Annotated in this window: 18 protein-coding genes; 1 reads left to right on the forward strand and 17 read right to left on the reverse strand. The window is 61.2% G+C overall.

Features of this window, described 5'->3' with window-relative positions; all coding sequences use genetic code 11:
- Position 1 precedes the first annotated feature (1 nt).
- Genes rplP through rpsJ form a run of 9 tightly spaced genes read right to left on the reverse strand, consistent with a single transcriptional unit; the run spans position 2 to position 4,708 of the window.
- Positions 2–418: a 50S ribosomal protein L16 gene (rplP, locus tag KCX59_RS15900; protein WP_003803795.1), complete on the reverse strand. Its 417-nt coding sequence runs from the start codon at positions 416–418 to the stop codon at positions 2–4.
- Positions 419–1,240, reverse strand: coding sequence for a 30S ribosomal protein S3 (gene rpsC / locus KCX59_RS15905; RefSeq protein WP_011775589.1), 822 nt, complete (start codon positions 1,238–1,240; stop codon positions 419–421).
- Complete coding sequence (gene rplV, locus KCX59_RS15910; RefSeq protein WP_011775590.1) at positions 1,241–1,606, reverse strand: 50S ribosomal protein L22; 366 nt, start codon at positions 1,604–1,606, stop codon at positions 1,241–1,243.
- Between the two features lie 38 nt (positions 1,607–1,644).
- Positions 1,645–1,926, reverse strand: coding sequence for a 30S ribosomal protein S19 (rpsS, locus tag KCX59_RS15915; RefSeq protein ID WP_011775591.1), 282 nt, complete (start codon positions 1,924–1,926; stop codon positions 1,645–1,647).
- Between the two features lie 12 nt (positions 1,927–1,938).
- Positions 1,939–2,778: a 50S ribosomal protein L2 gene (gene rplB, locus KCX59_RS15920; protein ID WP_011775592.1), complete on the reverse strand. Its 840-nt coding sequence runs from the start codon at positions 2,776–2,778 to the stop codon at positions 1,939–1,941.
- A gap of 29 nt (positions 2,779–2,807) precedes the next feature.
- A complete protein-coding gene (gene rplW / locus KCX59_RS15925; protein ID WP_011775593.1) occupies positions 2,808–3,113 on the reverse strand; it encodes a 50S ribosomal protein L23 in 306 nt (101 codons plus the stop codon).
- Positions 3,110–3,727: a 50S ribosomal protein L4 gene (gene rplD, locus KCX59_RS15930; RefSeq protein WP_091468992.1), complete on the reverse strand. Its 618-nt coding sequence runs from the start codon at positions 3,725–3,727 to the stop codon at positions 3,110–3,112. The genes rplW and rplD overlap by 4 nt, the downstream gene beginning before the upstream one ends.
- A 4-nt stretch (positions 3,728–3,731) precedes the next feature.
- Complete coding sequence (gene rplC, locus KCX59_RS15935) at positions 3,732–4,382, reverse strand: 50S ribosomal protein L3 (protein ID WP_011775595.1); 651 nt, start codon at positions 4,380–4,382, stop codon at positions 3,732–3,734.
- A gap of 17 nt (positions 4,383–4,399) precedes the next feature.
- Entirely contained in the window at positions 4,400–4,708 is a 309-nt protein-coding gene (gene rpsJ / locus KCX59_RS15940; protein ID WP_003803825.1) for a 30S ribosomal protein S10, read from the reverse strand.
- Positions 4,709–5,090: 382 nt separating this feature from the next.
- On the opposite strand from rpsJ, the gene KCX59_RS15945 reads away from it, so the two are divergent.
- Positions 5,091–6,524, forward strand: coding sequence for a GH1 family beta-glucosidase (locus tag KCX59_RS15945; protein ID WP_178997201.1), 1,434 nt, complete (start codon positions 5,091–5,093; stop codon positions 6,522–6,524).
- Between the two features lie 61 nt (positions 6,525–6,585).
- On the opposite strand, the gene KCX59_RS15950 is transcribed toward KCX59_RS15945, so the two are convergent.
- The 8 genes from KCX59_RS15950 to rpoB form a co-directional block, all read right to left on the reverse strand.
- Positions 6,586–6,711 carry a hypothetical protein gene (locus tag KCX59_RS15950; RefSeq protein ID WP_256870824.1) on the reverse strand — a complete coding sequence of 42 codons (126 nt, stop codon included), beginning with the start codon at positions 6,709–6,711 and terminating at the stop codon, positions 6,586–6,588.
- Between the two features lie 28 nt (positions 6,712–6,739).
- Entirely contained in the window at positions 6,740–10,978 is a 4,239-nt protein-coding gene (locus KCX59_RS15955; protein ID WP_179019721.1) for a hypothetical protein, read from the reverse strand.
- A 153-nt stretch (positions 10,979–11,131) separates the two neighbouring features.
- Positions 11,132–12,322, reverse strand: coding sequence for an elongation factor Tu (gene tuf / locus KCX59_RS15960; RefSeq protein ID WP_011775598.1), 1,191 nt, complete (start codon positions 12,320–12,322; stop codon positions 11,132–11,134).
- A gap of 231 nt (positions 12,323–12,553) precedes the next feature.
- A complete protein-coding gene (gene fusA / locus KCX59_RS15965; protein ID WP_091469000.1) occupies positions 12,554–14,668 on the reverse strand; it encodes an elongation factor G in 2,115 nt (704 codons plus the stop codon).
- A gap of 69 nt (positions 14,669–14,737) precedes the next feature.
- Positions 14,738–15,208, reverse strand: a complete 471-nt coding sequence (rpsG, locus tag KCX59_RS15970; RefSeq protein WP_003803829.1) for a 30S ribosomal protein S7 — start codon at positions 15,206–15,208, stop codon at positions 14,738–14,740.
- 1 nt (position 15,209) lies between these two features.
- Positions 15,210–15,584, reverse strand: a complete 375-nt coding sequence (gene rpsL, locus KCX59_RS15975; RefSeq protein WP_009358312.1) for a 30S ribosomal protein S12 — start codon at positions 15,582–15,584, stop codon at positions 15,210–15,212.
- 429 nt (positions 15,585–16,013) lie between these two features.
- On the reverse strand, positions 16,014–19,913 hold the full coding sequence (locus KCX59_RS15980; RefSeq protein ID WP_011775600.1) for a DNA-directed RNA polymerase subunit beta': 3,900 nt from the start codon (positions 19,911–19,913) through the stop codon (positions 16,014–16,016).
- A 102-nt stretch (positions 19,914–20,015) separates the two neighbouring features.
- On the reverse strand, positions 20,016–23,522 hold the full coding sequence (gene rpoB / locus KCX59_RS15985) for a DNA-directed RNA polymerase subunit beta (protein WP_091469639.1): 3,507 nt from the start codon (positions 23,520–23,522) through the stop codon (positions 20,016–20,018).
- Positions 23,523–23,571: the final 49 nt, after the last annotated feature.

Below are 23,571 nucleotides of genomic sequence, written 5' to 3' on the forward strand. Positions count from 1 at the left end.
TCTATTCACCACCTTCGCGACGCACAATGCGTGCCTTCAACGGGAGCTTGTGGATTGCCAGGCGCAGGGCCTCGCGAGCTACCTCTTCATTGACACCGGAGAGTTCGAAGAGAACCCGGCCCGGCTTGACGTTTGCGACCCACCATTCCGGAGAACCCTTACCGGAACCCATACGGGTTTCAGCAGGCTTCTTCGTCAGCGGACGGTCCGGGTAGATGTTGATCCAGACCTTGCCGCCACGCTTGATGTGGCGGGTCATCGCGATACGAGCGGACTCGATCTGACGGTTGGTTACGTATGCCGGGCTGAGAGCCTGGATACCGTACTCACCGAAGCTGACCTTGGTGCCGCCCGTTGCAGCGCCGGAACGACCCGGGTGGTGCTGCTTACGGTGCTTGACTCGACGTGGGATAAGCATTTAAGCCTGTCCTCCTTCTGCTGCCGGAGCAGCAGCTTCAGCGGCCGGTGCTTCAACGGCAGCGGGTGCTGCCTCAGCTGCCGGACGGTCGTTACGACGACGGCGGTCGCCACCCGGGCGGCCCGGACGGTCTCCTGCACGGCCACGGGACGGAGCAGCAGCTGCCTGCTGAGCCAGTTCCTTGGCAGTTACGTCACCCTTGTAGATCCAAACCTTCACACCGATACGGCCGAAGGTGGTCTTGGCTTCGTAGAAGCCGTAGTCGATGTTCGCGCGGAGGGTGTGCAGGGGCACACGGCCTTCGCGGTAGAACTCCGAGCGGGACATTTCTGCGCCACCCAGACGACCCGAGCAAGCAACACGGATACCCTTGGCACCCGCACGCTGTGCGGACTGCATTGCCTTCTTCATCGCACGGCGGAAAGCCACGCGGGAAGTCAGCTGCTCAGCGATGCCCTGGGCAACAAGCTGTGCTTCCATCTCGGGGTTCTTGACCTCGAGGATGTTCAGCTGAACCTGCTTGCCGGTGAGCTTTTCGAGCTCGCCGCGGATGCGGTCTGCTTCAGCGCCGCGGCGGCCGATAACGATACCCGGGCGTGCCGTGTGGATATCCACGCGGACACGGTCACGGGTGCGCTCGATCTCGACCTTGGCGATGCCGGCGCGCTCCATGCCGGTGGACATGAGCTGACGGATCTTGATGTCCTCGCGGACGAAATCCTTGTAGCGCTGTCCGGGCTTGGTGCTGTCAGCGAACCAGTGCGAAACGTGGTCGGTGGTGATGCCGAGTCGGAACCCGTGCGGGTTTACTTTCTGTCCCACTTAGCGAGCCTCCTCTTTCTCCGGGGTTGCGACAACCAGCGTGATGTGGCTGGTCCGCTTCCTAATGCGGTAGGCGCGGCCCTGGGCACGCGGCTGGAACCGCTTCATGGTCGGGCCTTCATCAACAAATGCTTCGGTGATGAAGAGGTCGCTGTCGTCGAATGCAACGCCGTCACGGTCCGCGAGGACACGTGCGTTGGCCATTGCCGACTGAAGTACCTTGAATACCGGCTCCGAAGCTGCCTGGGGGGCAAACTTCAGAATTGCCAGAGCCTCATTCGCTTGCTTACCACGAACAAGGTTGACGACGCGCCGGGCCTTCATAGGCGTTACGCGGATGTGACGCGCAATAGCCTTGGCTTCCATTGCTTTCCTTCTCTCGTCTAAGACGTAAAGTCAGGCGCCTAGCGGCGCTTGCCCTTACGGTCGTCCTTAACATGGCCGCGGAATGTCCGCGTGGGAGCGAATTCGCCGAGCTTGTGCCCGACCATCGACTCTGTGACAAACACCGGGATGTGCTTGCGTCCGTCGTGTACGGCGATCGTGTGCCCGAGCATGTCGGGGATGATCATCGAACGGCGGGACCAGGTCTTGATGACGTTCTTGGTGCCCTTATCGTTTTCCCGTGCGACCTTCACAAAGAGGTGCTGGTCAACGAAAGGACCTTTTTTCAGGCTGCGTGGCATGTGTCCAGGCTCCTATCGCTTGTTCTTGCCAGTACGGCGGCGACGAACAATAAGCTTGTCGCTCTCTTTGTTCGGACGCCGGGTACGGCCCTCGGGCTTGCCGTTCGGGTTAACCGGGTGACGTCCACCGGAAGTCTTACCTTCACCACCACCGTGCGGGTGGTCAACCGGGTTCATGGCTACACCACGGACGGTCGGGCGAACGCCCTTCCAGCGCATACGGCCGGCCTTGCCCCAGTTGATGTTCGACTGCTCGGCGTTGCCGACCTCGCCGACGGTTGCGCGGCAGCGCACGTCAACGTTGCGGATTTCGCCGGAGGGCAGACGCAACTGTGCGAAGCGGCCTTCCTTGGCAACGAGCTGTACCGAAGCACCTGCGGAACGTGCCATCTTGGCGCCGCCACCCGGACGCAGTTCAACTGCGTGGATTACGGTACCAACCGGGATGTTGCGCAGCGGCAGGTTGTTGCCCGGCTTGATGTCAGCGTCAGGACCAGCCTCGACGAAGTCACCCTGGGACAGCTTGTTAGGAGCGATGATGTAACGCTTGGTGCCATCAACGTAGTGCAGGAGTGCGATGCGAGCCGTACGGTTCGGGTCGTACTCGATTTCGGCAACGCGGGCGTTGATGCCGTCCTTGTCGTGACGACGGAAGTCGATCAGACGGTACTGGCGCTTGTGCCCACCACCCTTGTGACGGGTGGTGATCTTACCGGAGTTGTTACGGCCGCCTGTTTTGTGCAGCGGACGCAGCAACGACTTTTCCGGAGTCGATCGCGTGATTTCAGCGAAGTCGGCTACGCTCGAGCCACGACGGCCCGGGGTAGTCGGCTTGTATTTACGGATTCCCATAATTTATTTCCTCGTTAAAGTGGTCTCCGCTACGCGAGCGGACCGCCGAAGATGTCGATTGTGCCTTCTTTGAGGGTGACAATTGCACGCTTGGTGCTCTTGCGCTGTCCCCAGCCGAATTTGGTGCGCTTGCGCTTACCGGCACGGTTGATGGTGTTGATCGAGTCAACCTTGACCGAGAAGATCTTCTCAACGGCCAATTTGATCTCGGTCTTGTTCGAGCGAGGGTCCACCAGGAAGGTGTACTTGCCTTCGTCGATCAGACCGTAGCTCTTTTCCGAAACGACGGGTGCAAGCACGACGTCGCGCGGGTCCTTGATGGTGGTTACGCTCACTTGGAGGCCTCCTCGTTCTTGGCCTTGTCAGCGACGAACGCCTCGAAAGCAGCCTTGGTGAAGACCACGTCGTCGGAGACAAGCACGTCGTAGGTGTTCAACTGGTCTGCGTACAGAACGTGAATACCTTCGAGGTTGCGCACGGAGAGTGCAGCAACATCGTTGGCGCGCTCGATTACGACGAGCAGGTTCTTGCGCTCGGAGACTGCACGCAGCGAAGCCAGTGCTTCCTTGGCGGACGGCTTGGTGCCGGCTACCAGTTCAGCGATGACGTGGATGCGGCCGTTGCGGGCGCGGTCAGACAGGGCGCCGCGGAGTGCAGCAGCCTTCATCTTCTTGGGGGTGCGCTGGCTGTAGTCACGAGGAGTCGGACCGTGGACAACGCCACCGCCGGTCATGTGAGGAGCACGGATGGAACCCTGACGGGCGCGGCCGGTACCCTTCTGCTTGAACGGCTTGCGACCTGCACCGGAAACCTCGGCGCGGGTCTTCGTCTTGTGGGTACCCTGGCGTGCAGCAGCGAGCTGTGCGACGACGACCTGGTGCAGCAACGGCACGTTGGTCTGGACGTCGAAGATCTCTGCAGGCAGGTCTACCTTGACAGTGCTAGTCATTTAACTAGGCTCCCTTCACGGCGGTGCGTACGAGTACGACCTGGCCGCGGGCACCGGGAACGGCACCCTTGATAAGGAGCAGCGACTTCTCAGCGTCAATGGCGTGAACCGTGAGGTTCAGCGTGGTGTGACGCTCGGCGCCCATGCGGCCGGCCATTTTCAGGCCCTTGAAGACGCGGCTCGGGGTGGATGCGCCACCGATGGAGCCAGGCTTACGGTGGTTCTTGTGGGCACCGTGGGAAGCGCCAACGCCGTGGAAGCCGTGACGCTTCATAACACCGGCAAAGCCCTTACCCTTGGAGGTGCCGACGACGTCGATCTTCTGGCCGGCTTCGAAGATCTCAACAGAGAGCTCCTGGCCCAGCTCGTAGGATGCGGCGTCTGCGGTACGCAGTTCGACGACGTGGCGACGAGGAGTCACGCCAGCCTTTTCAAAGTGACCAGCCAGCGGCTTGGTGACCTTGCGGGGGTCGATCTGGCCGTAGCCGATCTGTACGGCGACGTAGCCATCTACCTCTGCGTTGCGCAGCTGGGTGATGACGTTCGAGTCAGCCTGGACAACAGTTACCGGGATGAGCTTGTTGTTCTCGTCCCAGACCTGGGTCATGCCGAGCTTCGTGCCCAGCAGGCCCTTTACGTTACGGGTTGCGGTCATAGTCTCTCAGCACCTCCCTAGAGCTTGATTTCGATGTTCACGTCGGCGGGCAGGTCGAGACGCATAAGCGAGTCAACAGCCTTCGGCGTGGGGTCGATGATGTCGATCAGACGCTTGTGAGTACGCATTTCGAAGTGCTCACGGCTGTCCTTGTACTTGTGAGGAGAGCGAATAACGCAGTAAACGTTCTTCTCCGTCGGCAGCGGCACCGGGCCGACTACCGTTGCGCCTGCGCGCGTGACCGTCTCAACGATCTTCCGCGCTGAAACATCAATGACCTCGTGGTCATATGACTTCAGCCGGATGCGGATTTTTTGTCCCGCCATGTCGCCTGACTCTCTTTCAGCTAGTGCTGCTCTAGTTAGGGCTGCTCTGTTTACTTACCTGTTGATGTGGCCGCCGAAGCGTTTGAGGATTTACCACCACACGCCGCACAAGCTGAATCCGAAGTAATCCGGGTTCCTCACCTTGTCGGCGCACCGACCCCCGCGGTCGGGCGTGTCGCGATTTCCACGCAAACTCGACCGCAATCATGGGGTTCAGGGTTATGTTTGGGCTTCAGCCTGGACCCTGACACCCGGCATTATCCGGATCGGGACACGAAGAAGCGCTTGAACAACTCATCCAGTATGGCGGAAATATGGTGTAAAGGCCAATCGACGCTGAGGAGCCATTGCCCGGCCCCCATCCGGTGAGGATGATGGGGTCATGAACGCCCAGGATTCAGGCTCCGTGGAAGATCTCGCCGCCCGACTCCGCCCGGGGTTCACGCTGGGTGTCGCGGCCGCAGCCTTCCAGATAGAAGGTTCGCTGACCGCTGATGGGCGGGGACCGTCCGGGTGGGATGCGTTCTGTGAAAAGCCTGGAGCAATAGTCGACGGCGGCTCCCCCACCGTGGCCTGCGATCACTATAACCGTTCGGACGAAGACATCGCCTTGATGCAGGAGCTCGGAGTCGACTCCTACCGATTCTCACTCTCGTGGCCGCGCATCCAGCCCGGAGGCAAGGGCGCGGTCAACCAGCGGGGGTTGGACTTCTATGATCGCCTGATCGATAAACTCCTTGCCGCAGGCATCTCCCCTATGGCCACCTTGTACCACTGGGATACCCCGCTGGAGTTGGAACATGCCGGGGGGTGGATGAACAGGGACACAGCCGAACGCTTCGCTGTTTACTGCCAAGCCGCAGCCGAGCGCTTCGGGGATCGCGTTGAGCACTGGGTGACCATGAACGAGCCCGTGTCAGTCACCGTCCAGGGATACTCGTTGGGAGTGCACGCACCAGGCCGGCAACTGCTGTTCGACTCACTGCCTGCCGCACATCATCAATTGCTGGGCCATGGAATGGCGGTCCAGGCCCTCCGAGGCGCCGGAGTGAAGGGTCAGATCGGCGTGTCCAACATGCACTGCCCCGTCGAACCCGCCAGCACCAGTCTCGGCGACCGATTGATGGCGCAGGCCCTGGACCTGATCCTCAACCGCATCTATGCCGATGCGATACTGCTGGGCCAATATCCCAAGCCACCCCTGCCCATGAAACCGTGGTTCCGCTCGCTGGGTACAGTTCACGACGGCGATCTCGAATTGATCAGCCAACCGCTGGACTTCTATGGGCTCAACTACTACTACCCCGTGAAGGCCGCGGCAGGCCCCGGTCCGGCGGAGATACCCACCGGAAGGTCGCCGGAGATGACCAAGGTTCCATTCCACCTGGCCGCCTACCAGGAGTATGAGACCACCGGGTTCGGCTGGCCGGTTGCGCCTGAGTACCTGGCCCTGCTGCTACGCGAAATGAAGGACCGGTACGGTGATGCACTTCCTCCCATTTACATCACCGAAGGCGGAGCCAGCTATCCCGAACCTGCCCACGTTGAAGGACCCGTCCAGGACACCAACCGCATCACGTACTTGGCTGAACACCTAGGACACGCACTGACGGCAACCGGGCCTGGAGGCATCGCCGAGGATGTGGATCTTCGCGGGTACTACGTCTGGACCTTGTTGGACAATTTCGAGTGGGCGGCGGGCTACTCGCAGCGATTCGGCCTGATCCATGTGGACTTCGAAACCTTGGAAAGGACGCCCAAGGATTCGTTCTACTGGTACCGGGCGCTGGGCCGTGCACGTCACCGTCACTTATAGCCCGCGGACGTTACCTTCATGTAGCCCGCCCGGGTTAACTCCGGCACTACGGAACGTTGCCCTACTTGTTTTTGTTGGCGCGCCGAATCCTCTTGGCGCGTTCGATCTCGGTCTTAAAGTTCTTTCGACCCCACAACACGCCGCCGCCGATAGCTGCAATGACTGCCAGGAAAATCAGAAATTCCATGGTGCGCTCCTCTCCGTAGACTGCAACATTATCGGATTCCGTCACGGGTCCGCGCAGGCGGGGCGTCACTCGGAGCTCCGCCCTCTCCCGGTCCGCCTGTATTGCCTGGCGGCTTCCGGTTCAAGCGCCACACCGCCAGCACAATCAGGCCCAAAGCGACGAGGGCAAGCATCGCAAAGGCATAGGAGCGCAACGCCCACATGATGCTCAGCGCAACGGCAATGGCACCCCACCAGACAAGTACCCGCTCCGCCAGCAGCAGGCCGGCGGCCAGTAGCAGGACATGTGCCACGAGTACGTACAGTTGCTGCGATGAAGTACCGCTGAAGATGGTCCCCACGGACGTGAGCGACAGAGCTCCGGCTGCAACGCACAGCCGAAGCAGGCCCTCCGCCCGCTGCCCCTTCATGTAGCGCAGCCCTGCTATAACGGCGCCGGCTATCACGTACCACTGCGCGGCCCAGAACCAATCAGGCCTGGATGCGTCCACAAACAGGACCGCCCGTTGGAGGGCTGCGACAGAGACCAGTCCCCCAACCTCAGCGGCCACCCATTTACCGTGCGGAACCTCAGCCACCACCAGCACCCCGGTTGCGACCACCAGGATAAACCCGACCATGGATGTTTCGTCGCTTCCCAGTCCCACCGCCGCGGATGATGCAACAGCCAAGGCCGCGGCCGCAACCAGGGAGTTCCGCCGCCAGTCCTCGTCCCTCATTGCCGGTCCGCCAAAGGTCTTTAGCGAATAAAGGAGCACAGCGGTCCCGACTCCGCCAATGAGCCAAACAGCGTAATCGCTCCAGACGCCCGCAGGCAGGCCTTGCAGCAGCCCGTCGACGGCGGGAATCGCCCCTACCAGCACGGCTGGAGCGGCTGCCCCATAAAGAGCCGGGATTCGTTCAAAGTGTGAGGCTGAGAACAGAACACAAGCCAGGACCAACACGGAAAGTCCGGTCAGGGAGTAGGACACACCGAAGGTCAGTAGGCCACCCACAACCGTGAACGCGATGGCAGAGATGAGCCAGAACCACCGCTCTGTAACACCCTCGATTGCACCGGCAGGCGTCTTTTCCGGCCGGAACACGGCCCTTGCCGCAATCATGGCGAAAGCCAGCGCGAGCAAGACTACGGGTACTTGGGACTTGTCCAGCAGTGGTTGGTGCAGCCAGGTAGATACAGGGAACGTGAGCGCGGGCCCGGCTGCGATGACTCCCGCTCCTATGGCCGCGACACCGAAGTATTGGGATCCGCGTGCACCGAGGACACGCCAGGCGACCACAGCGGAAGCCGGGACCAAGGCCAACTGAAGCAACAGCACCCAGCGGCCACCGCCGTCGTAATCTCCAGCGAGCAAGTAGGTGAACGGCAGCAGGAGTTGGGCACCCAAGGTGAGCTGAACGGTTGCCTGTTGGAAGGCGACATCCACGCCACGCCTGCGCAGGACCAAGGTGAACACATGCTGGAACGCAAGCACGAGGGCCAGGCTGATGGTCACCGCTGCGGGCGAGTCCGTGACATCACCGACCGTTACAGCGATCAAGGCGCCCGCAAGCACCCGGACGCCAAGCAGGTAACCACCCCGGATCAACCGGTCGCCTACCACGCCCATCATGAAACCGCTGTAGCTCGCGAAGATGGCAAGCAAGATTTCGACGTCCCGGATATTCCCCAGCCGAAGAGCCAGGAGGAGCACAAATGCCAAGGGAGCGAAGATCCACGCTGCGGAGTGACTTCGGAGAACCGAACTGACCAGGACGGCAGCGACGGCAGTTGTTACCGCGGCAACACCCGGCTGCCAGCTGTCCCTGACGCTCCAAGCTCCCCACTCGGTGGTGACAGTAAGGAAGGTGGTAGCCGCGGCCATGACGACAACCACAGCGCCGGCATCGAGCACGGAAGCACGGGGGTAACGGCGTCGGTTGCCGGCGTGCAGGGGAAGGAACAACTGGAGCGCAGCAGCCATGACGAGTACAAGCCCAATCGCGGGAACTTCACCTACGAGGCGAATGCTCCAGCCATCGCGCGTTGCATCTCCGTAGGCCGACGCCGCCAGCACCGTGCCGGTTGCCCGGGCCAGCCACCAATAGCACTGCCTGTGGAAGGACGGGTGGATTCGAAGGGCCGTGACCACAAGGTAAGCAAGCAAAGCCAGCAGGACAGCATTTCCAAGCGTCCAGGACACGAATGATGCTGCCATGCCGCCAGCAAGAACCGCAGTTGCCGGAGCGATTACCTCAGCCACCGTCGGGCGCCACGCCACCGGTGCATCCGGCGCCCGATGAGTTCCCGGAAACATCAGGAGGCCCGAGACCAGGCCCGCCGACAAGAGGAGCAGAACAGCTGCAGCCACTACCGGGCGTCCGGCGCCGTCATCGAACACCGGGAGGACAAGAAGCCCAGCCGCGGCGGCACCGCCGAAGCCGGCCACAGACGCTTGCGGAGCCAACAGGCGGACTCCCCCTCGTTCAAGCCCTGCGCTCACAACTTGCTGCACAGCAGCCACGGCCACTAGCGCTATCAGGGAGTAGGCAGTCCTGTCCGGATTTCCGGTCATCATGCCTGCCACACCGGCGGGCACTGCCAGGGTGAACGCGATCCGTCCCGCAAGAATCAAGTACCGGCGGGAAGCAACCGGCCCAATCGTTGCGCGCACGAACCAGTAGAGTGCCGCTGAAGCCAAGAGTGCCGCGACGGTCCATGCACCCAGCAGGCCTCCGAGCGCACCTCCCACCCCGAGCACCACGGCCGGGGCGAACTCCATGCCTTGGCCCAGTTTCCAACCAACCACCATGGCAGTCAGCATTGTCAGGGACAGCGGAACATAGTTGGGAAGGTCGAACGCCCCGAACTCCAGCACAACAGTGAGTACGGCCGAAGTGATCAATTGCAAGGCCAGACAGGAAATGGCGTCGTTCCACCAGAAGCGCGGCAACAACTTCCTGCCGCCGAAGGCAACTGCCAGGGACTGAACACTGAGGCAGACTATGGCTGCCAACATCACCGAGCTCACGTCACCGGTGATATCCCACACCACCCCGAGGACAGCCAGTGTCAGCGCAGCCCTGGCAGCATAAAGATGCTGCCTCCTGTACCGGGCCCGCGGCACGAAGAACATGACAGCGAAGTAGATGCCGCACATCAACATCACCCAGGCGTACTCCCCCTTCGACAAAAGCTGCGGAGTGAAGGTCACGACAACGGCCACGAGGGGAACCAGGGAGGGGTGCAGCACCATCAGCGGACGGACATACAACGGAGGAAGCCACTTGGGACGCAGCAAGGAAACAACAGTCAGGAGAACGGCCACGCCGATGAGTGCCGTGAAGTACCAGACCAAGGCGCCCCCAAGCACGGAGACACCGGACCACGCCGTTGAGACGACGAAACTCAGGGAAAGGAAGGCCAGGACTTTGTTGTCCAGTTTTACTGCTGTGTATGCATAAACGGCCGTGCCCAGCAACGATGTGACCAGCCAGGCAGCCGGACCGTTGTGGAGAACGAAGTTGTACATGGCCAAGCCGGTGACGGGGATGAGTGCCAGGCCGGTTCCGACGAAGGCAACCGCAGCTGGTCGCAGGCGGGGAACCCGGGAATGGATCACCATGCCCGACACATAGAACAAGACAGTGATGAACCAAATACCCACGAAGCGGAAGAGTGCAGGAAGGCTCGTGCCCACGAACAAGGCCCCTGCAGCTACCAGCAGAAGGCTGGCCACGTAGAGGGTGACGTTGATGTTTTGCTGGTCACGCTTCGCCTTGCGGGCAGCGGCGGCTTCGGGAGTTTCCCGCACGACCGGCGGCTGCTGAGCAAGGAAAGCCGCCTGCGACTGAGGGACAGGTTGCCGTGGCACGGCCTGTTGCGGAACGGCCCGCCGCGATGAATACGGGACTGTCGGGCCTACGAGCTGCGGGCCAGGCGGCTGGAAATACTCCGCTTGGTTCGGCACGGGGTGCCGGACACCTGGTGCTGGCATGGAGTGCTGGGGGGGCAACCCCGTGGACGACTGCGTGTAGGGCGGAGCCACTGGCGGGCTCACAGGGGAAGGAGTGACTGTCATGGTCGAGGGTCCGTCCTTACCCTGCCCCTTGGCCTCCGCATCCCGCCAACCAGCCAGGTGGCCGGCGAGGTAGCCCGCTTGATAGGCGGCTTGGTCCGGCGTGGAAAAAGCATCGGACGAAGTCCCTCGGCGCCCCTTAGCCAAACCGACCGCAAAGCCAACCCCGCCAACGACGACGATGAGCAGCAGTATGAGGAATGCAGTCATGGAAGCTCCTAGGTTGCGCCGGACGCAGCAGCTGGCCTGCCTTTATCCATTCGATAGAGTAACTATAGCAAAAAGAACCCCACCGCCGTAGCGGTGGGGTTCTCTTAGCTAACTACCGGCTGGGCCGGAGTTTCACCGATCTACAAGTAGAGACTACTTGATGATGCTGGTGACACGTCCCGAACCAACGGTGCGGCCGCCTTCGCGGATAGCGAAGCCGAGGCCCTCTTCCATAGCGATCGGCTGGATGAGCGCAACGGTCATCTCAGTGTTGTCGCCAGGCATAACCATTTCCGTGCCTTCCGGCAGGGTGATAACGCCGGTTACGTCCGTGGTACGGAAGTAGAACTGCGGGCGGTAGTTGGAGTAGAACGGGTTGTGACGTCCGCCTTCGTCCTTGGAAAGGATGTAGACGTTAGCCTCGAAGTCGGTGTGCGGGGTGATGGAACCCGGCTTGACGACAACCTGGCCACGCTCGACATCGTCGCGCTTCAGACCGCGGAGCAGGAGGCCACAGTTCTCGCCGGCCCATGCTTCGTCGAGCTGCTTGTGGAACATCTCGATACCGGTAACCGTGGTCTTCTGGATCGGGCGGATGCCGACGATCTCAACCTCGGAGTTGATGGCGAGGGTTCCACGCTCGGCGCGGCCCGTAACAACGGTGCCACGACCGGTGATCGTGAAGACGTCTTCGATCGGCATCAGGAACGGCTTGTCGCGGTCACGTACGGGGTCCGGAACGGACTCGTCGACAGCTGCCATCAGGTCCTGGACGGACTTGACCCAAACCGGGTCGCCTTCCAGAGCCTTGAGACCGGAAACGCGAACAACCGGAGCCTCATCGCCATCGAAGCCCTGCGAGCTCAGGAGCTCACGAACTTCCATTTCGACGAGGTCGAGGAGTTCTTCGTCATCAACCATGTCGGACTTGTTCAGTGCGACCAGCAGGTAGGGAACACCAACCTGGCGGGCGAGCAGAACGTGCTCACGGGTCTGAGCCATCGGACCATCGGTTGCAGCAACCACGAGGATTGCGCCGTCCATCTGGGCAGCACCGGTGATCATGTTCTTGATGTAGTCAGCGTGACCCGGGGCGTCTACGTGTGCGTAGTGGCGCTTCTCGGTCTGGTACTCCACGTGGGAGATGTTGATGGTAATACCGCGCTGGCGCTCTTCCGGAGCAGAGTCGATCGACGCGAAGTCGCGCTGCTCGTTGAGATCCGGGTACTGGTCGTACAGCACCTTGGAAATGGCGGCAGTCAGCGTCGTCTTACCGTGGTCAACGTGACCAATGGTGCCGATGTTGACGTGCGGCTTAGTCCGCTCGAACTTTGCCTTTGCCACAGGTTCCTCCTAGAACGATTTCAAGTGAAGTGCTCCTCGGCCGCGCTTTTCGCGGCAGAAACTTTAGCAAGTCTACTTGGGGGCTTGGTTTTGGTGAAATTGCAGATTCAGGAACCAATGGTAGTTCCTCGAGCCTGTTTGCGCAGGGGCCGGGCCGCGGCTGTCGCCGCAGCCCCGCCTCAAGCGCTCAGATGCCTTCCCGATACCGGAATTGCATCCGTTACCGGGAGATTACTCGCCGCGGGTTTTCTGGATGATCTCGTCGGCTACTGCCTTGGGGACCTCCGCGTAGCTGTTGAACGTCATGGAGTACACAGCGCGACCCTGGGTCTTGGACCGCAGGTCACCGATGTAGCCGAACATGCCGGACAGCGGAACGTGTGCACGGATAACCTTCACACCTGCTGCGTCTTCCATGGACTGCATCTGGCCACGACGGGCGTTCAGGTCACCAATAACATCACCCATGTATTCCTCAGGTGTGCGGACCTCAACATCCATCAGCGGTTCAAGCAGAACAGGGTTCGCCTTGCGTGCAGCTTCCTTGAAAGCCATACGCCCGGCGATCTTGAACGCCATTTCCGAGGAGTCAACGTCGTGGGACGCGCCATCAATCAGCGTGGCCTTGATGCCGACAACCGGGTAACCGGCCAGGACGCCGTCGTTCAGTGCATCCTGGATACCAGCGTCAACGGACGGGATGTATTCGCGCGGAACGCGGCCACCAGTGACCTTGTTTTCGAACGAGTACAGCTCGCCGGAAGCGGTGTCCATGGGCTCGATCGCAATCTGGATCTTTGCGAACTGACCCGAACCACCGGTCTGCTTCTTGTGCGTGTAGTCAAGGCGCTCAACGGCGCGCTTGATGGTTTCGCGGTAAGCAACCTGCGGCTTGCCAACGTTTGCCTCGACCTTGAATTCGCGGCGCATGCGGTCCACCAGGATATCCAGGTGAAGCTCGCCCATGCCGGCGATGATGGTCTGGCCCGTGTCTTCGTTGAGGGAGACCTGGAAGGTCGGGTCCTCAGCGGAGAGCTTCTGGATGGCCGTGGAGAGCTTCTCCTGGTCACCCTTGGTGTTGGGCTCGATGGCAACCGAGATCACGGGCTCCGGGAAGCTCATGGACTCGAGGACGATCTGGTTGTTGGCATCGCACAGGGTGTCGCCCGTGGTGGTGTCCTTCAGACCGATGGCTGCGTAGATGTGGCCGGCGGTAGCGCCCTCGACGGGCATTTCCTTGTTGGCGTGCATCTGGAACAGCTTGCCGATGCGTTCCTTCTTGCCCTTGGTGGAGTTAACCACCTGGGCGCCTGCCTCGACGTGACCGGAGTACACGCGGACGAAGGTCAGCTGGCCGAAGAACGGGTGCGCGGCAATCTTGAAGGCGAGGGCCGAGAACGGCTCGTCTGCAGACGGCTTGCGGGTGAGTTCCTTCTCTTCGTCGCGGGGATCGTGACCGATCATCGGCGGGACGTCGAGCGGGTTCGGCAGGAAGTCAACAACAGCGTCAAGCATCGGCTGGACACCGCGGTTCTTGAAGGCAGAACCACAGAAGACCGGGTAGAGCTCAGAGTTGATGGTCATCTTGCGGATGCCGGCTTTGATCTCTTCGAGGGTGAGTTCTTCACCTTCGAGGTACTTCTCCATGAGCTCTTCGGAAGCCTCGGCCACAGTCTCAACGAGCTGTGCACGGTACTCTTCGGCCTTCGCCTGGAGGTCCGCCGGGATTTCCTGCACTTCGTAGGAAGCGCCCATGGTGACGTCACCCTTAGCGTCGCCAGGCCAAACCAGGGCGCGCATTTCGAGGAGGTCAACAACACCGATGAAGTCGTTCTCAGCACCGATGGGCAGCTGCATGACCAGCGGCTTGGCACCAAGGCGGGAGATGATGGTGTCTACGGTGAAGTAGAAGTCAGCGCCCAGCTTGTCCATCTTGTTGACGAAGCAGATACGCGGAACGTTGTACTTGTCAGCCTGGCGCCAAACAGTCTCAGACTGCGGCTCCACGCCTTCCTTGCCATCGAACACTGCGACTGCACCGTCGAGGACGCGCAAGGAGCGCTCAACCTCAACCGTGAAGTCAACGTGGCCCGGGGTGTCAATGATGTTGATCTGGTTCTTGTCCCAGAAGCAAGTCACGGCGGCAGACGTGATGGTGATGCCGCGTTCCTTTTCCTGTTCCATCCAGTCAGTCGTCGAAGCGCCGTCGTGCGTCTCGCCGATCTTGTGGTTCACACCCGTGTAGAACAGGATGCGCTCGGTAGTGGTGGTCTTGCCGGCATCGATGTGGGCCATGATGCCGATGTTGCGGACCTTATTAAGGTCGGTAAGCACGTCCTGTGCCACGGGGTCTCCCTTTCGGATGGACTACACGTTCGCCGCCGGCTCAGTGAGCCGGCGGCGTCCGGAAAGTTTTTACCAGCGGTAGTGTGCGAAGGCCTTGTTGGACTCGGCCATCTTGTGGGTGTCTTCGCGACGCTTCACAGCGGCACCAAGACCATTGGAGGCATCCAGGATTTCGTTCTGGAGGCGCTCGGTCATGGTCTTCTCACGGCGGGCCTTGGAGTAGCCCACGAGCCAACGCAGAGCGAGGGCGGTGGAGCGACCCGGCTTGACCTCAACCGGAACCTGGTAGGTAGCGCCACCGACACGGCGTGAACGCACCTCGAGGGAAGGCTTGACGTTGTCCATGGCCTTCTTGAGAGCGGCAACGGGGTCGCCGCCGGACTTGGCACGTGCACCTTCGAGTGCGCCGTAAACGATGCGCTCTGCGGTGGACTTCTTGCCGTCGACAAGAACCTTGTTGATCAGCTGCGTGACCAACGGGGAGCCGTAAACGGGATCGGAAACTAGCGGCCGCTTCGGGGCCGGACCCTTGCGAGGCATATTACTTCTTCTCCATCTTTGCGCCGTAACGGCTGCGAGCCTGCTTGCGGTTCTTTACACCCTGGGTGTCGAGTGCGCCGCGGACGATCTTGTAGCGGACACCCGGAAGGTCCTTAACACGACCACCACGAACGAGCACGATGGAGTGCTCCTGGAGGTTGTGGCCAACACCGGGGATGTAGGCGGTAACTTCTACGCCGCCGTTGAGACGCACACGTGCCACCTTACGGAGAGCCGAGTTCGGCTTCTTGGGAGTGGTGGTGTAAACGCGGGTGCAAACACCGCGGCGCATCGGGCTGCCCTTCAGCGCGGGAGCCTTGGTCTTGGAGACCTTCGGCGTGCGGCCCTTGCGGACCAGCTGGTTAATCGTAGGCACTTTCGTGTTCTCCGTTGTTTGATCTCTGCCCCCACACACAGGCGCCAGCCGGTGTAAACGTGGGAACTTTGGCGTTGCTCGTGCAGCCGGCCGAAACTCCGGTAGGCGTGCAAAAGTGCGGCATTCGTTGCGCATGTTGCCCGCAACCCGGAAACAGGCTCCACCCAGCACCATGAGAACAAAACCAAAATGATGCTGCGGCGGCCTTCATCCACTGCCACACAGAACAATTACCAAAAGTCTAGCACGGCTTGATCTGGCGCCTTAATCGGGTGTATGGAGGACGACGGCGCAGGCCGGCTGCCGCCGTCGTCCTCCGCTCCCCCGCCTCGCCGGGCAAAAGCCGCCGTTAACGGGTCCGGCCCCGCACTCATTGAGTACGGGGCCGGACCTTACAGCGTCAACTTTGCGGTGACGGCGTGAGCCGGTTTAGCGGAAGTCGTTGCCGAGGTCGTAGTCATCCAGCGGGATGGCGTGGAACTCGGGAGCGCCGTCGCCACCCAGGGCGTCATAGGAGAAGTCCGTGAAAGCGCTGGGGCCCGTGAACAGGCTTGCCTTCGCTTCTTCCGTCGGCTCCACAGTGACCTCTGTGTAGCGGGGCAGACCCGTACCAGCCGGGATGAGCTTACCGATGATGACGTTTTCCTTGAGGCCGAGCAGAGGATCGCTCTTACCTTCCATGGCCGCCTGCGTCAGGACGCGGGTGGTTTCCTGGAAGGAAGCTGCCGACAGCCAGGACTCGGTAGCCAAGGAAGCCTTGGTGATACCCATGAGTTCCGGACGGCCCGAAGCCGGGGCCTTGCCCTCGGACACGACGCGGCGGTTCTCGTCCTCGAAGCGGGCGCGCTCTGCAAGCTCACCGGGGAGCAGGTCGGAGTCGCCGGATTCGATGACGGTCACGCGGCGCAGCATCTGGCGGACGATAACCTCGACGTGCTTGTCGTGGATACCAATACCCTGGCTGCGGTAAACGCCCTGAACCTCGTCCACAAGGAACTTCTGTGCGGCACGGGGGCCCATGATGCGCAGAACCTGCTTCGGGTCCACCGGACCGTTGATCAGCTTCTGGCCGACGCTGACGTGCTCGCCATCCTCGATGAGGAGACGTGAACGGCGCAGCACCGGGTAGGCAATCTCTTCGGAACCATCGTCCGGAGTGATGACCAGGCGCATCTGGCGCTCGGACTCTTCGATGGTGATGCGGCCGGCTGCTTCAGCAATCGGTGCGACACCCTTCGGAGTACGGGCTTCGAAGAGCTCCTGGATACGGGGCAGACCCTGGGTGATGTCGTCGCCACCACCGGCGGAAACAGCACCACCGGTGTGGAACGTACGCATCGTCAGCTGGGTACCCGGCTCACCGATGGACTGTGCGGCAATAATGCCCACGGCCTCGCCGATGTCCACGGTCTTGCCAGTGGCCAGCGAACGGCCGTAGCAAAGTGCACAGGTGCCGACCTTGGACTCACAAGTGAGCACGGAGCGGACCTTGACCTCGGTGATGCCTGCAGCCAGCAGCTGGTCGATGACGACGTCGCCGCAGTCGGTGCCGCCGGCAGCCAGGACGTTGCCCTGGGCATCGACGACGTCGACGGCCAGCGTACGGGCGTAGGCGCTGTTCTCGACGTTCTCGTCCAGGACGAGCTCACCGTTGGAATCCGGCACGGCGATCGGGGTGACCAGACCGCGTTCGGTACCGCAGTCCTCTTCGCGGACGATGACGTCCTGCGAAACATCCACCAGACGACGGGTCAGGTAACCCGAGTTGGCGGTACGGAGAGCGGTATCGGCCAGACCCTTACGGGCACCGTGCGTGGCGATGAAGTATTCCAGAACCGACAGGCCCTCGCGGTACGAGGACTTGATCGGGCGAGGGATAATCTCACCCTTCGGGTTGGCCACAAGACCACGGATACCCGCGATCTGGCGGACCTGCATCCAGTTACCACGTGCACCGGAGGACACCATGCGGTTGATGGTGTTCATCGGGGACAGGCTGTCACGCATCGCCTGGGCGATTTCGTTGGTTGCCTTGTTCCAGATTTCGATCAGTTCCTGGCGACGCTCGTCGTCGTCGATCAGGCCCTTGTCGTACTGGCCCTGGATCTTGGCAGCCATGTTCTCGTAACCGGCCAGAATGGCAGGCTTGGAAGTCGGCACCTCGATGTCGGAGATGGCAACCGTGACACCCGAACGGGTGGCCCAGTAGAAACCGGCATCCTTCAGGTTATCCAGCGTTGCCGCCGTAACAACCTTCGGGTAGCGCTCGGCGAGGTCATTGACGATCCGGGACAGTTCGCCCTTATCCGCAACAGCCTCAACCCACGGGTAATCCTCAGGCAGCGTCTGGTTGAAGATGACCTGGCCCAGGGAGGTTTCAACGAGCGCCGGCTGACCGGGCTCCCAACCTTCCGGAGCTTCCCATCCTGCGTAAGGCACAAAGTCGTCCAGACGGATCTTCACCTGGGAGTTCAGGTGCAGGTCACGGGCGTCGTACGCCATGATGGCTTCCGAAACCGAGGAGAAGATGCGGCCTTCGCCGGCGGAACCGACGCGCTTGGTGGTCAGGTGGTACAGGCCGATGATCATATCCTGCGAAGGAAGGGTCACCGGACGGCCATCGGACGGCTTCAGGATGTTGTTCGAGGACAGCATCAGGATGCGGGCCTCGGCCTGGGCTTCCGGGCTCAGCGGCAGGTGTACTGCCATCTGGTCGCCGTCGAAGTCAGCGTTGAAGGCGCCACAAACCAGCGGGTGAAGCTGGATTGCCTTGCCTTCCACAAGCTGCGGTTCGAAGGCCTGGATGCCGAGGCGGTGCAGGGTAGGTGCACGGTTGAGCAGCACCGGGTGTTCGGTGATGATCTCTTCCAGCACGTCCCAAACCTGCGGACGGTAACGCTCGACCATGCGCTTTGCCGACTTGATGTTCTGTGCGTGGTTGAGGTCAACCAGGCGCTTCATCACGAACGGCTTGAAGAGCTCCAGGGCCATCTGCTTGGGCAGACCACACTGGTGCAGCTTCAGCTGCGGGCCGACGACGATTACCGAACGGCCGGAGTAGTCAACGCGCTTGCCGAGGAGGTTCTGGCGGAAACGACCCTGCTTGCCCTTGAGCATGTCGCTCAGGGACTTCAGCGGACGGTTGCCCGGACCCGTAACGGGGCGGCCACGACGACCGTTGTCGAACAGGCTGTCAACAGCTTCCTGAAGCATGCGCTTCTCGTTGTTGACGATGATCTCCGGAGCACCGAGGTCAAGCAGTCGCTTGAGTCGGTTGTTGCGGTTGATCACACGGCGGTAGAGGTCGTTTAGGTCGGAGGTCGCGAAGCGGCCACCGTCCAACTGGACCATCGGGCGCAATTCCGGCGGGATCACCGGAACGGCGTCGAGAACCATGCCGAGCGGGCTGTTGTTGGTGGTCAGGAACGCGTTGACAACCTTCAGGCGCTTCAGGGCACGCGTCTTGCGCTGGCCCTTGCCGTTCTGGATGGTGTCGCGCAGTGACTCAGCTTCAGCCTGCATGTCAAAGGTCTCGAGGCGCTTCTTGATGGCCTCGGCACCCATGGAGCCTTCGAAGTACAGCCCGTAACGGTCGCGCAGTTCGCGGTAGAGGCCTTCGTCACCTTCAAGGTCCGCGACCTTGAGGTTCTTGAAGCGGTCCCAAACCTGCTCAAGGCGCTCGATGTCGGCGTCGGCACGCTTGCGGACGTTCGCCATCTGGCGGTCAGCAGAGTCGCGGGCCTTCTTCTTGTCGGCAGCCTTGGCGCCTTCGCCTTCAAGACGGGCAAGCTCGTCTTCAAGGTCGCGGGCGATCGTGGCGATGTCGCTGTCGCGGTTGTCCACCATCTGCTTCTTCTCGAGGTCGTGCTCGACCTGGAGGTTCGGCAGTTCAGCGTGACGGCTTTCGGTGTCAACGCTGGTGATCATGTAGGCAGCGAAGTAGATGACCTTTTCAAGGTCCTTCGGTGCCAGGTCCAAAAGGTAGCCCAAGCGCGAGGGAACGCCCTTGAAGTACCAGATGTGGGTTACAGGCGCGGCCAGCTCAATGTGGCCCATGCGCTCACGACGCACCTTGGCGCGGGTGACTTCAACGCCACAACGCTCGCAGATGATGCCCTTGAAGCGGACGCGCTTGTACTTACCGCAGTAGCATTCCCAGTCGCGGGACGGGCCGAAGATCTTCTCGCAGAAGAGGCCGTCCTTCTCGGGCTTGAGCGTGCGGTAGTTGATGGTTTCCGGCTTCTTGACCTCACCGTAAGACCATCCGCGGATGTCTTCCGCGGTGGCGAGGCCGATCTGCATGAGGCCGAAGGAGGATTCGCTGGACATATGGTCCCTGTTCTCTCTTGTTCTCTAAATTCTGAAGTCTTGGTTACGGGAAGAGGGAGTTGTTCCGACGGACAGTTGTGAGGCTGCCCGCCGGAACAGCTGCTAGACCTCTTCTACGGAACTGGGCTCTGCGCGAGACAGATCGATGCCCAGTTCTTCCGCAGCCGTGAAGACTGCGTCATCAGAGTCACGCATTTCGATCGTGGTTCCATCGGTGGAAAGAACTTCCACGTTCAGGCACAACGACTGCATTTCCTTGATCAAGACCTTGAAGGACTCGGGAACGCCAGGCTCAGGGATGTTCTCGCCCTTGACGATGGCTTCGTAGACCTTCACACGACCATGGATGTCATCCGACTTGATCGTGAGGAGTTCCTGAAGGGTGTAAGCGGCACCGTAAGCTTCGAGCGCCCACACTTCCATTTCACCGAAGCGCTGGCCACCGAACTGAGCCTTACCACCCAGCGGCTGCTGCGTGATCATGGAGTACGGGCCGGTGGAACGCGCGTGGATCTTGTCGTCCACCAGGTGGTGGAGCTTCAGGATGTACATGTAACCGACGGAGATCGGATCCGGGAACGGCTCGCCGGAGCGGCCGTCGAACAGACGGGTCTTACCGGAGGAGTCGATCAGGCGGTCGCCATCGCGGGTCACGTTGGTGGAGTCAAGCAGGCCCGTGATTTCTTCTTCGCGGGCGCCATCGAACACCGGGGTGGCAACGGTGGTCTGGCCGGTTTCACGGGGCAGGTTCGGGAGGTTCTTGACCCACTCCGGCTCGCCCTCGATCTTCCAACCGGTCTTGGCAACCCAACCGAGGTGGGTTTCCAAAACCTGGCCAACGTTCATTCGACCCGGAACACCCAGCGGGTTCAGGACGATGTCCACCGGGGTACCGTCTGCAAGGAAGGGCATGTCCTCGATCGGAAGGATCTTGGAGATGACACCCTTGTTGCCGTGACGGCCGGCGAGCTTGTCGCCGTCGGTGATCTTGCGCTTGGCTGCAACGTAGACGCGGACCAGCTGGTTCACGCCCGGGGGCAGTTCATCATCGTTGTCGCGGTCGAAGACGCGCACGCCGATGACCGTACCGGACTCGCCGTGGGGCACCTTCAGGGAGGTGTCGCGGACTTCGCGGGACTTCTCACCGAAGATCGCGCGGAGAAGGCGCTCTTCCGGAGTCAGCTCGGTTTCACCCTTAGGGGTGACCTTTCCGACCAGGATGTCGCCGGCTTCAACCTCGGCACCGATGTGGATGATGCCACGCTCGTCCAGGCCTGCAAGGACCTCCTCGGACACGTTGGGGATATCACGAGTGATTTCCTCGGCACCAAGCTTGGTGTCGCGGGCGTCAATTTCGTGTTCCTCGATGTGGATGGAGGAGAGTACATCCTCAGCAACAATGCGCTGGGAGAGGATGATGGCGTCCTCGAAGTTGTGGCCTTCCCATGACATGAATGCCACGAGCAGGTTCTTACCAAGGGCGAGCTCGCCCTGGTCCGTTGCGGGACCATCAGCGATGATGCCGCCAACTTCCAGGCGCTGGCCTTCGCTGACCAATACGCGGTGGTTGTAGCAGTTGCCCTGGTTGGAACGGGCGAACTTGTTGATGCGGTAGTTGGTCTCGGTACCGTCGTCGTTGATCATGACAACCAGCTCGGCGGAAACCTCGGTGACCACACCTGCCTTCTTCGCGATGACAACGTCACCGGCGTCGACGGCTGCTGCGCGCTCCATGCCGGTGCCCACGAAAGGAGCCTCGGAACGGACCAGCGGCACGGCCTGGCGCTGCATGTTGGCACCCATGAGTGCACGGTTGGCATCGTCATGCTCAAGGAACGGGATCAGGGCGGTTGCCACGGACACCATCTGGCGCGGGGAAACGTCCATGAACTGAACGTCGGCAGCGGGAACCAGAACAGGTTCGCCTCCACCACCACGGGCACGGACAAGAACGGTCTCTTCCGAGAACTTCTTGTCGGCATCCAGCGGAGCGTTGGCCTGTGCGATCAGGACCTCGGCTTCGTCGTCGGCTGTCAGGTACTGGACTTCGTCGGACACGACGCCCTCGGAAACCAAGCGGTACGGCGTCTCGATGAAGCCGAACGGGTTGATGCGGCCGTAGGATGCCAACGAACCAATCAGACCAATGTTCGGGCCTTCAGGAGTTTCGATGGGGCACATACGTCCGTAGTGGGACGGGTGAACGTCTCGAACTTCCATGCCTGCACGGTCACGGGACAGACCACCCGGGCCAAGCGCGGACAAGCGGCGCTTGTGGGTCAGACCCGAGAGCGGGTTGTTCTGGTCCATGAACTGCGACAGCTGGGAAGTTCCGAAGAACTCCTTGATGGCTGCCACGACGGGACGGATGTTGATCAGTGTCTGCGGCGTGATGGCCTCGACGTCCTGCGTGGTCATGCGTTCGCGGACGACGCGTTCCATGCGGGAGAGGCCGGTGCGGACCTGGTTCTCGATCAGTTCGCCAACGGCGCGGATGCGACGGTTGCCGAAGTGGTCGATGTCATCGACGTCGACGCGAAGCTCGTGGTCTTCGCCGTCGCGCTTGCCCATGAGGGTCTTCTCGCCGGCGTGAAGCGCAACGAGGAACTTGATCATGGCAACGATGTCTTCAACGTGCAGGACCGATGCTTCCTTGTCGCCAAGGGAACGGTCGATGCCGAGCTTGCGGTTGATCTTGTAACGGCCAACCTTGGCAAGATCGTAGCGCTTGGCGTTGAAGTACAGGTTGTCCAGCAGGGACTGGGCAGCCTCAACTGTGGGCGGCTCGCCTGGACGCAGCTTGCGGTAGATGTCCAGAAGCGCGTCTTCGCGGGTCTCGGTGGCGTCCTTCTCCAGCGTTGCACGCATGGAGTCGTACTGGCCGAACTCTTCCAGGATCTGGCCTTCGGTCCAGCCAAGGGCCTTCAGGAGAACCGTGACCGACTGCTTGCGCTTGCGGTCGAGGCGAACGCCGACCTGATCGCGCTTGTCGATTTCGAGTTCGAACCATGCGCCACGCGACGGGATGATCTTCGCAGTGAAGATGTCCTTGTCACTGGTCTTGTCAGCGGTGCGCTCAAAGTAGGCGCCCGGCGAACGGACCAGCTGGGAGACAACGACACGCTCGGTGCCGTTGACGACGAACGTTCCCTTTTCAGTCATGAGGGGGAAGTCGCCCATGAACACGGTCTGCTGTTTGATTTCGCCCGTGTTGTTGTTCATGAACTCGGCCTTGACGTACAGCGGGGCCGAGTAGGTGGCGTCACGGTCTTTACATTCGGCCATGGTGTACTTCGGGTCAGCGAACTCCGGCTCGGAGAAGCTCAGGGACATAGTGCCCTGGAAGTCCTCGATGGGGGAGATCTCTTCGAAGATGTCGGCAAGTCCGGAGGTGGTGGCGACGCTGAGGTCGCCCTCCTCGACAGCCTTCGCTACCCGCGCCTGCCAGCGTTCGTTTCCGACCAGCCAGTCAAAGCTGTCTGTCTGCAGGGCGAGAAGATTCGGAACATCAAGTGGTTCGTGAATCTTTGCGAATGAGAGGCGGCGGGTGGCACCATCGGTGCTTGCCGTGTTAGCGGTTTCGTTATTAGAGGTGCTCGAGGCGACCAAGAGGGATCCTTCCACAGACCTTCAGGCGTTTTCAGATCTCCCCCGTTTG

The organism is Paenarthrobacter nitroguajacolicus, assembly GCF_051027655.1.
GTDB lineage: Bacteria > Actinomycetota > Actinomycetes > Actinomycetales > Micrococcaceae > Arthrobacter > Arthrobacter nitroguajacolicus.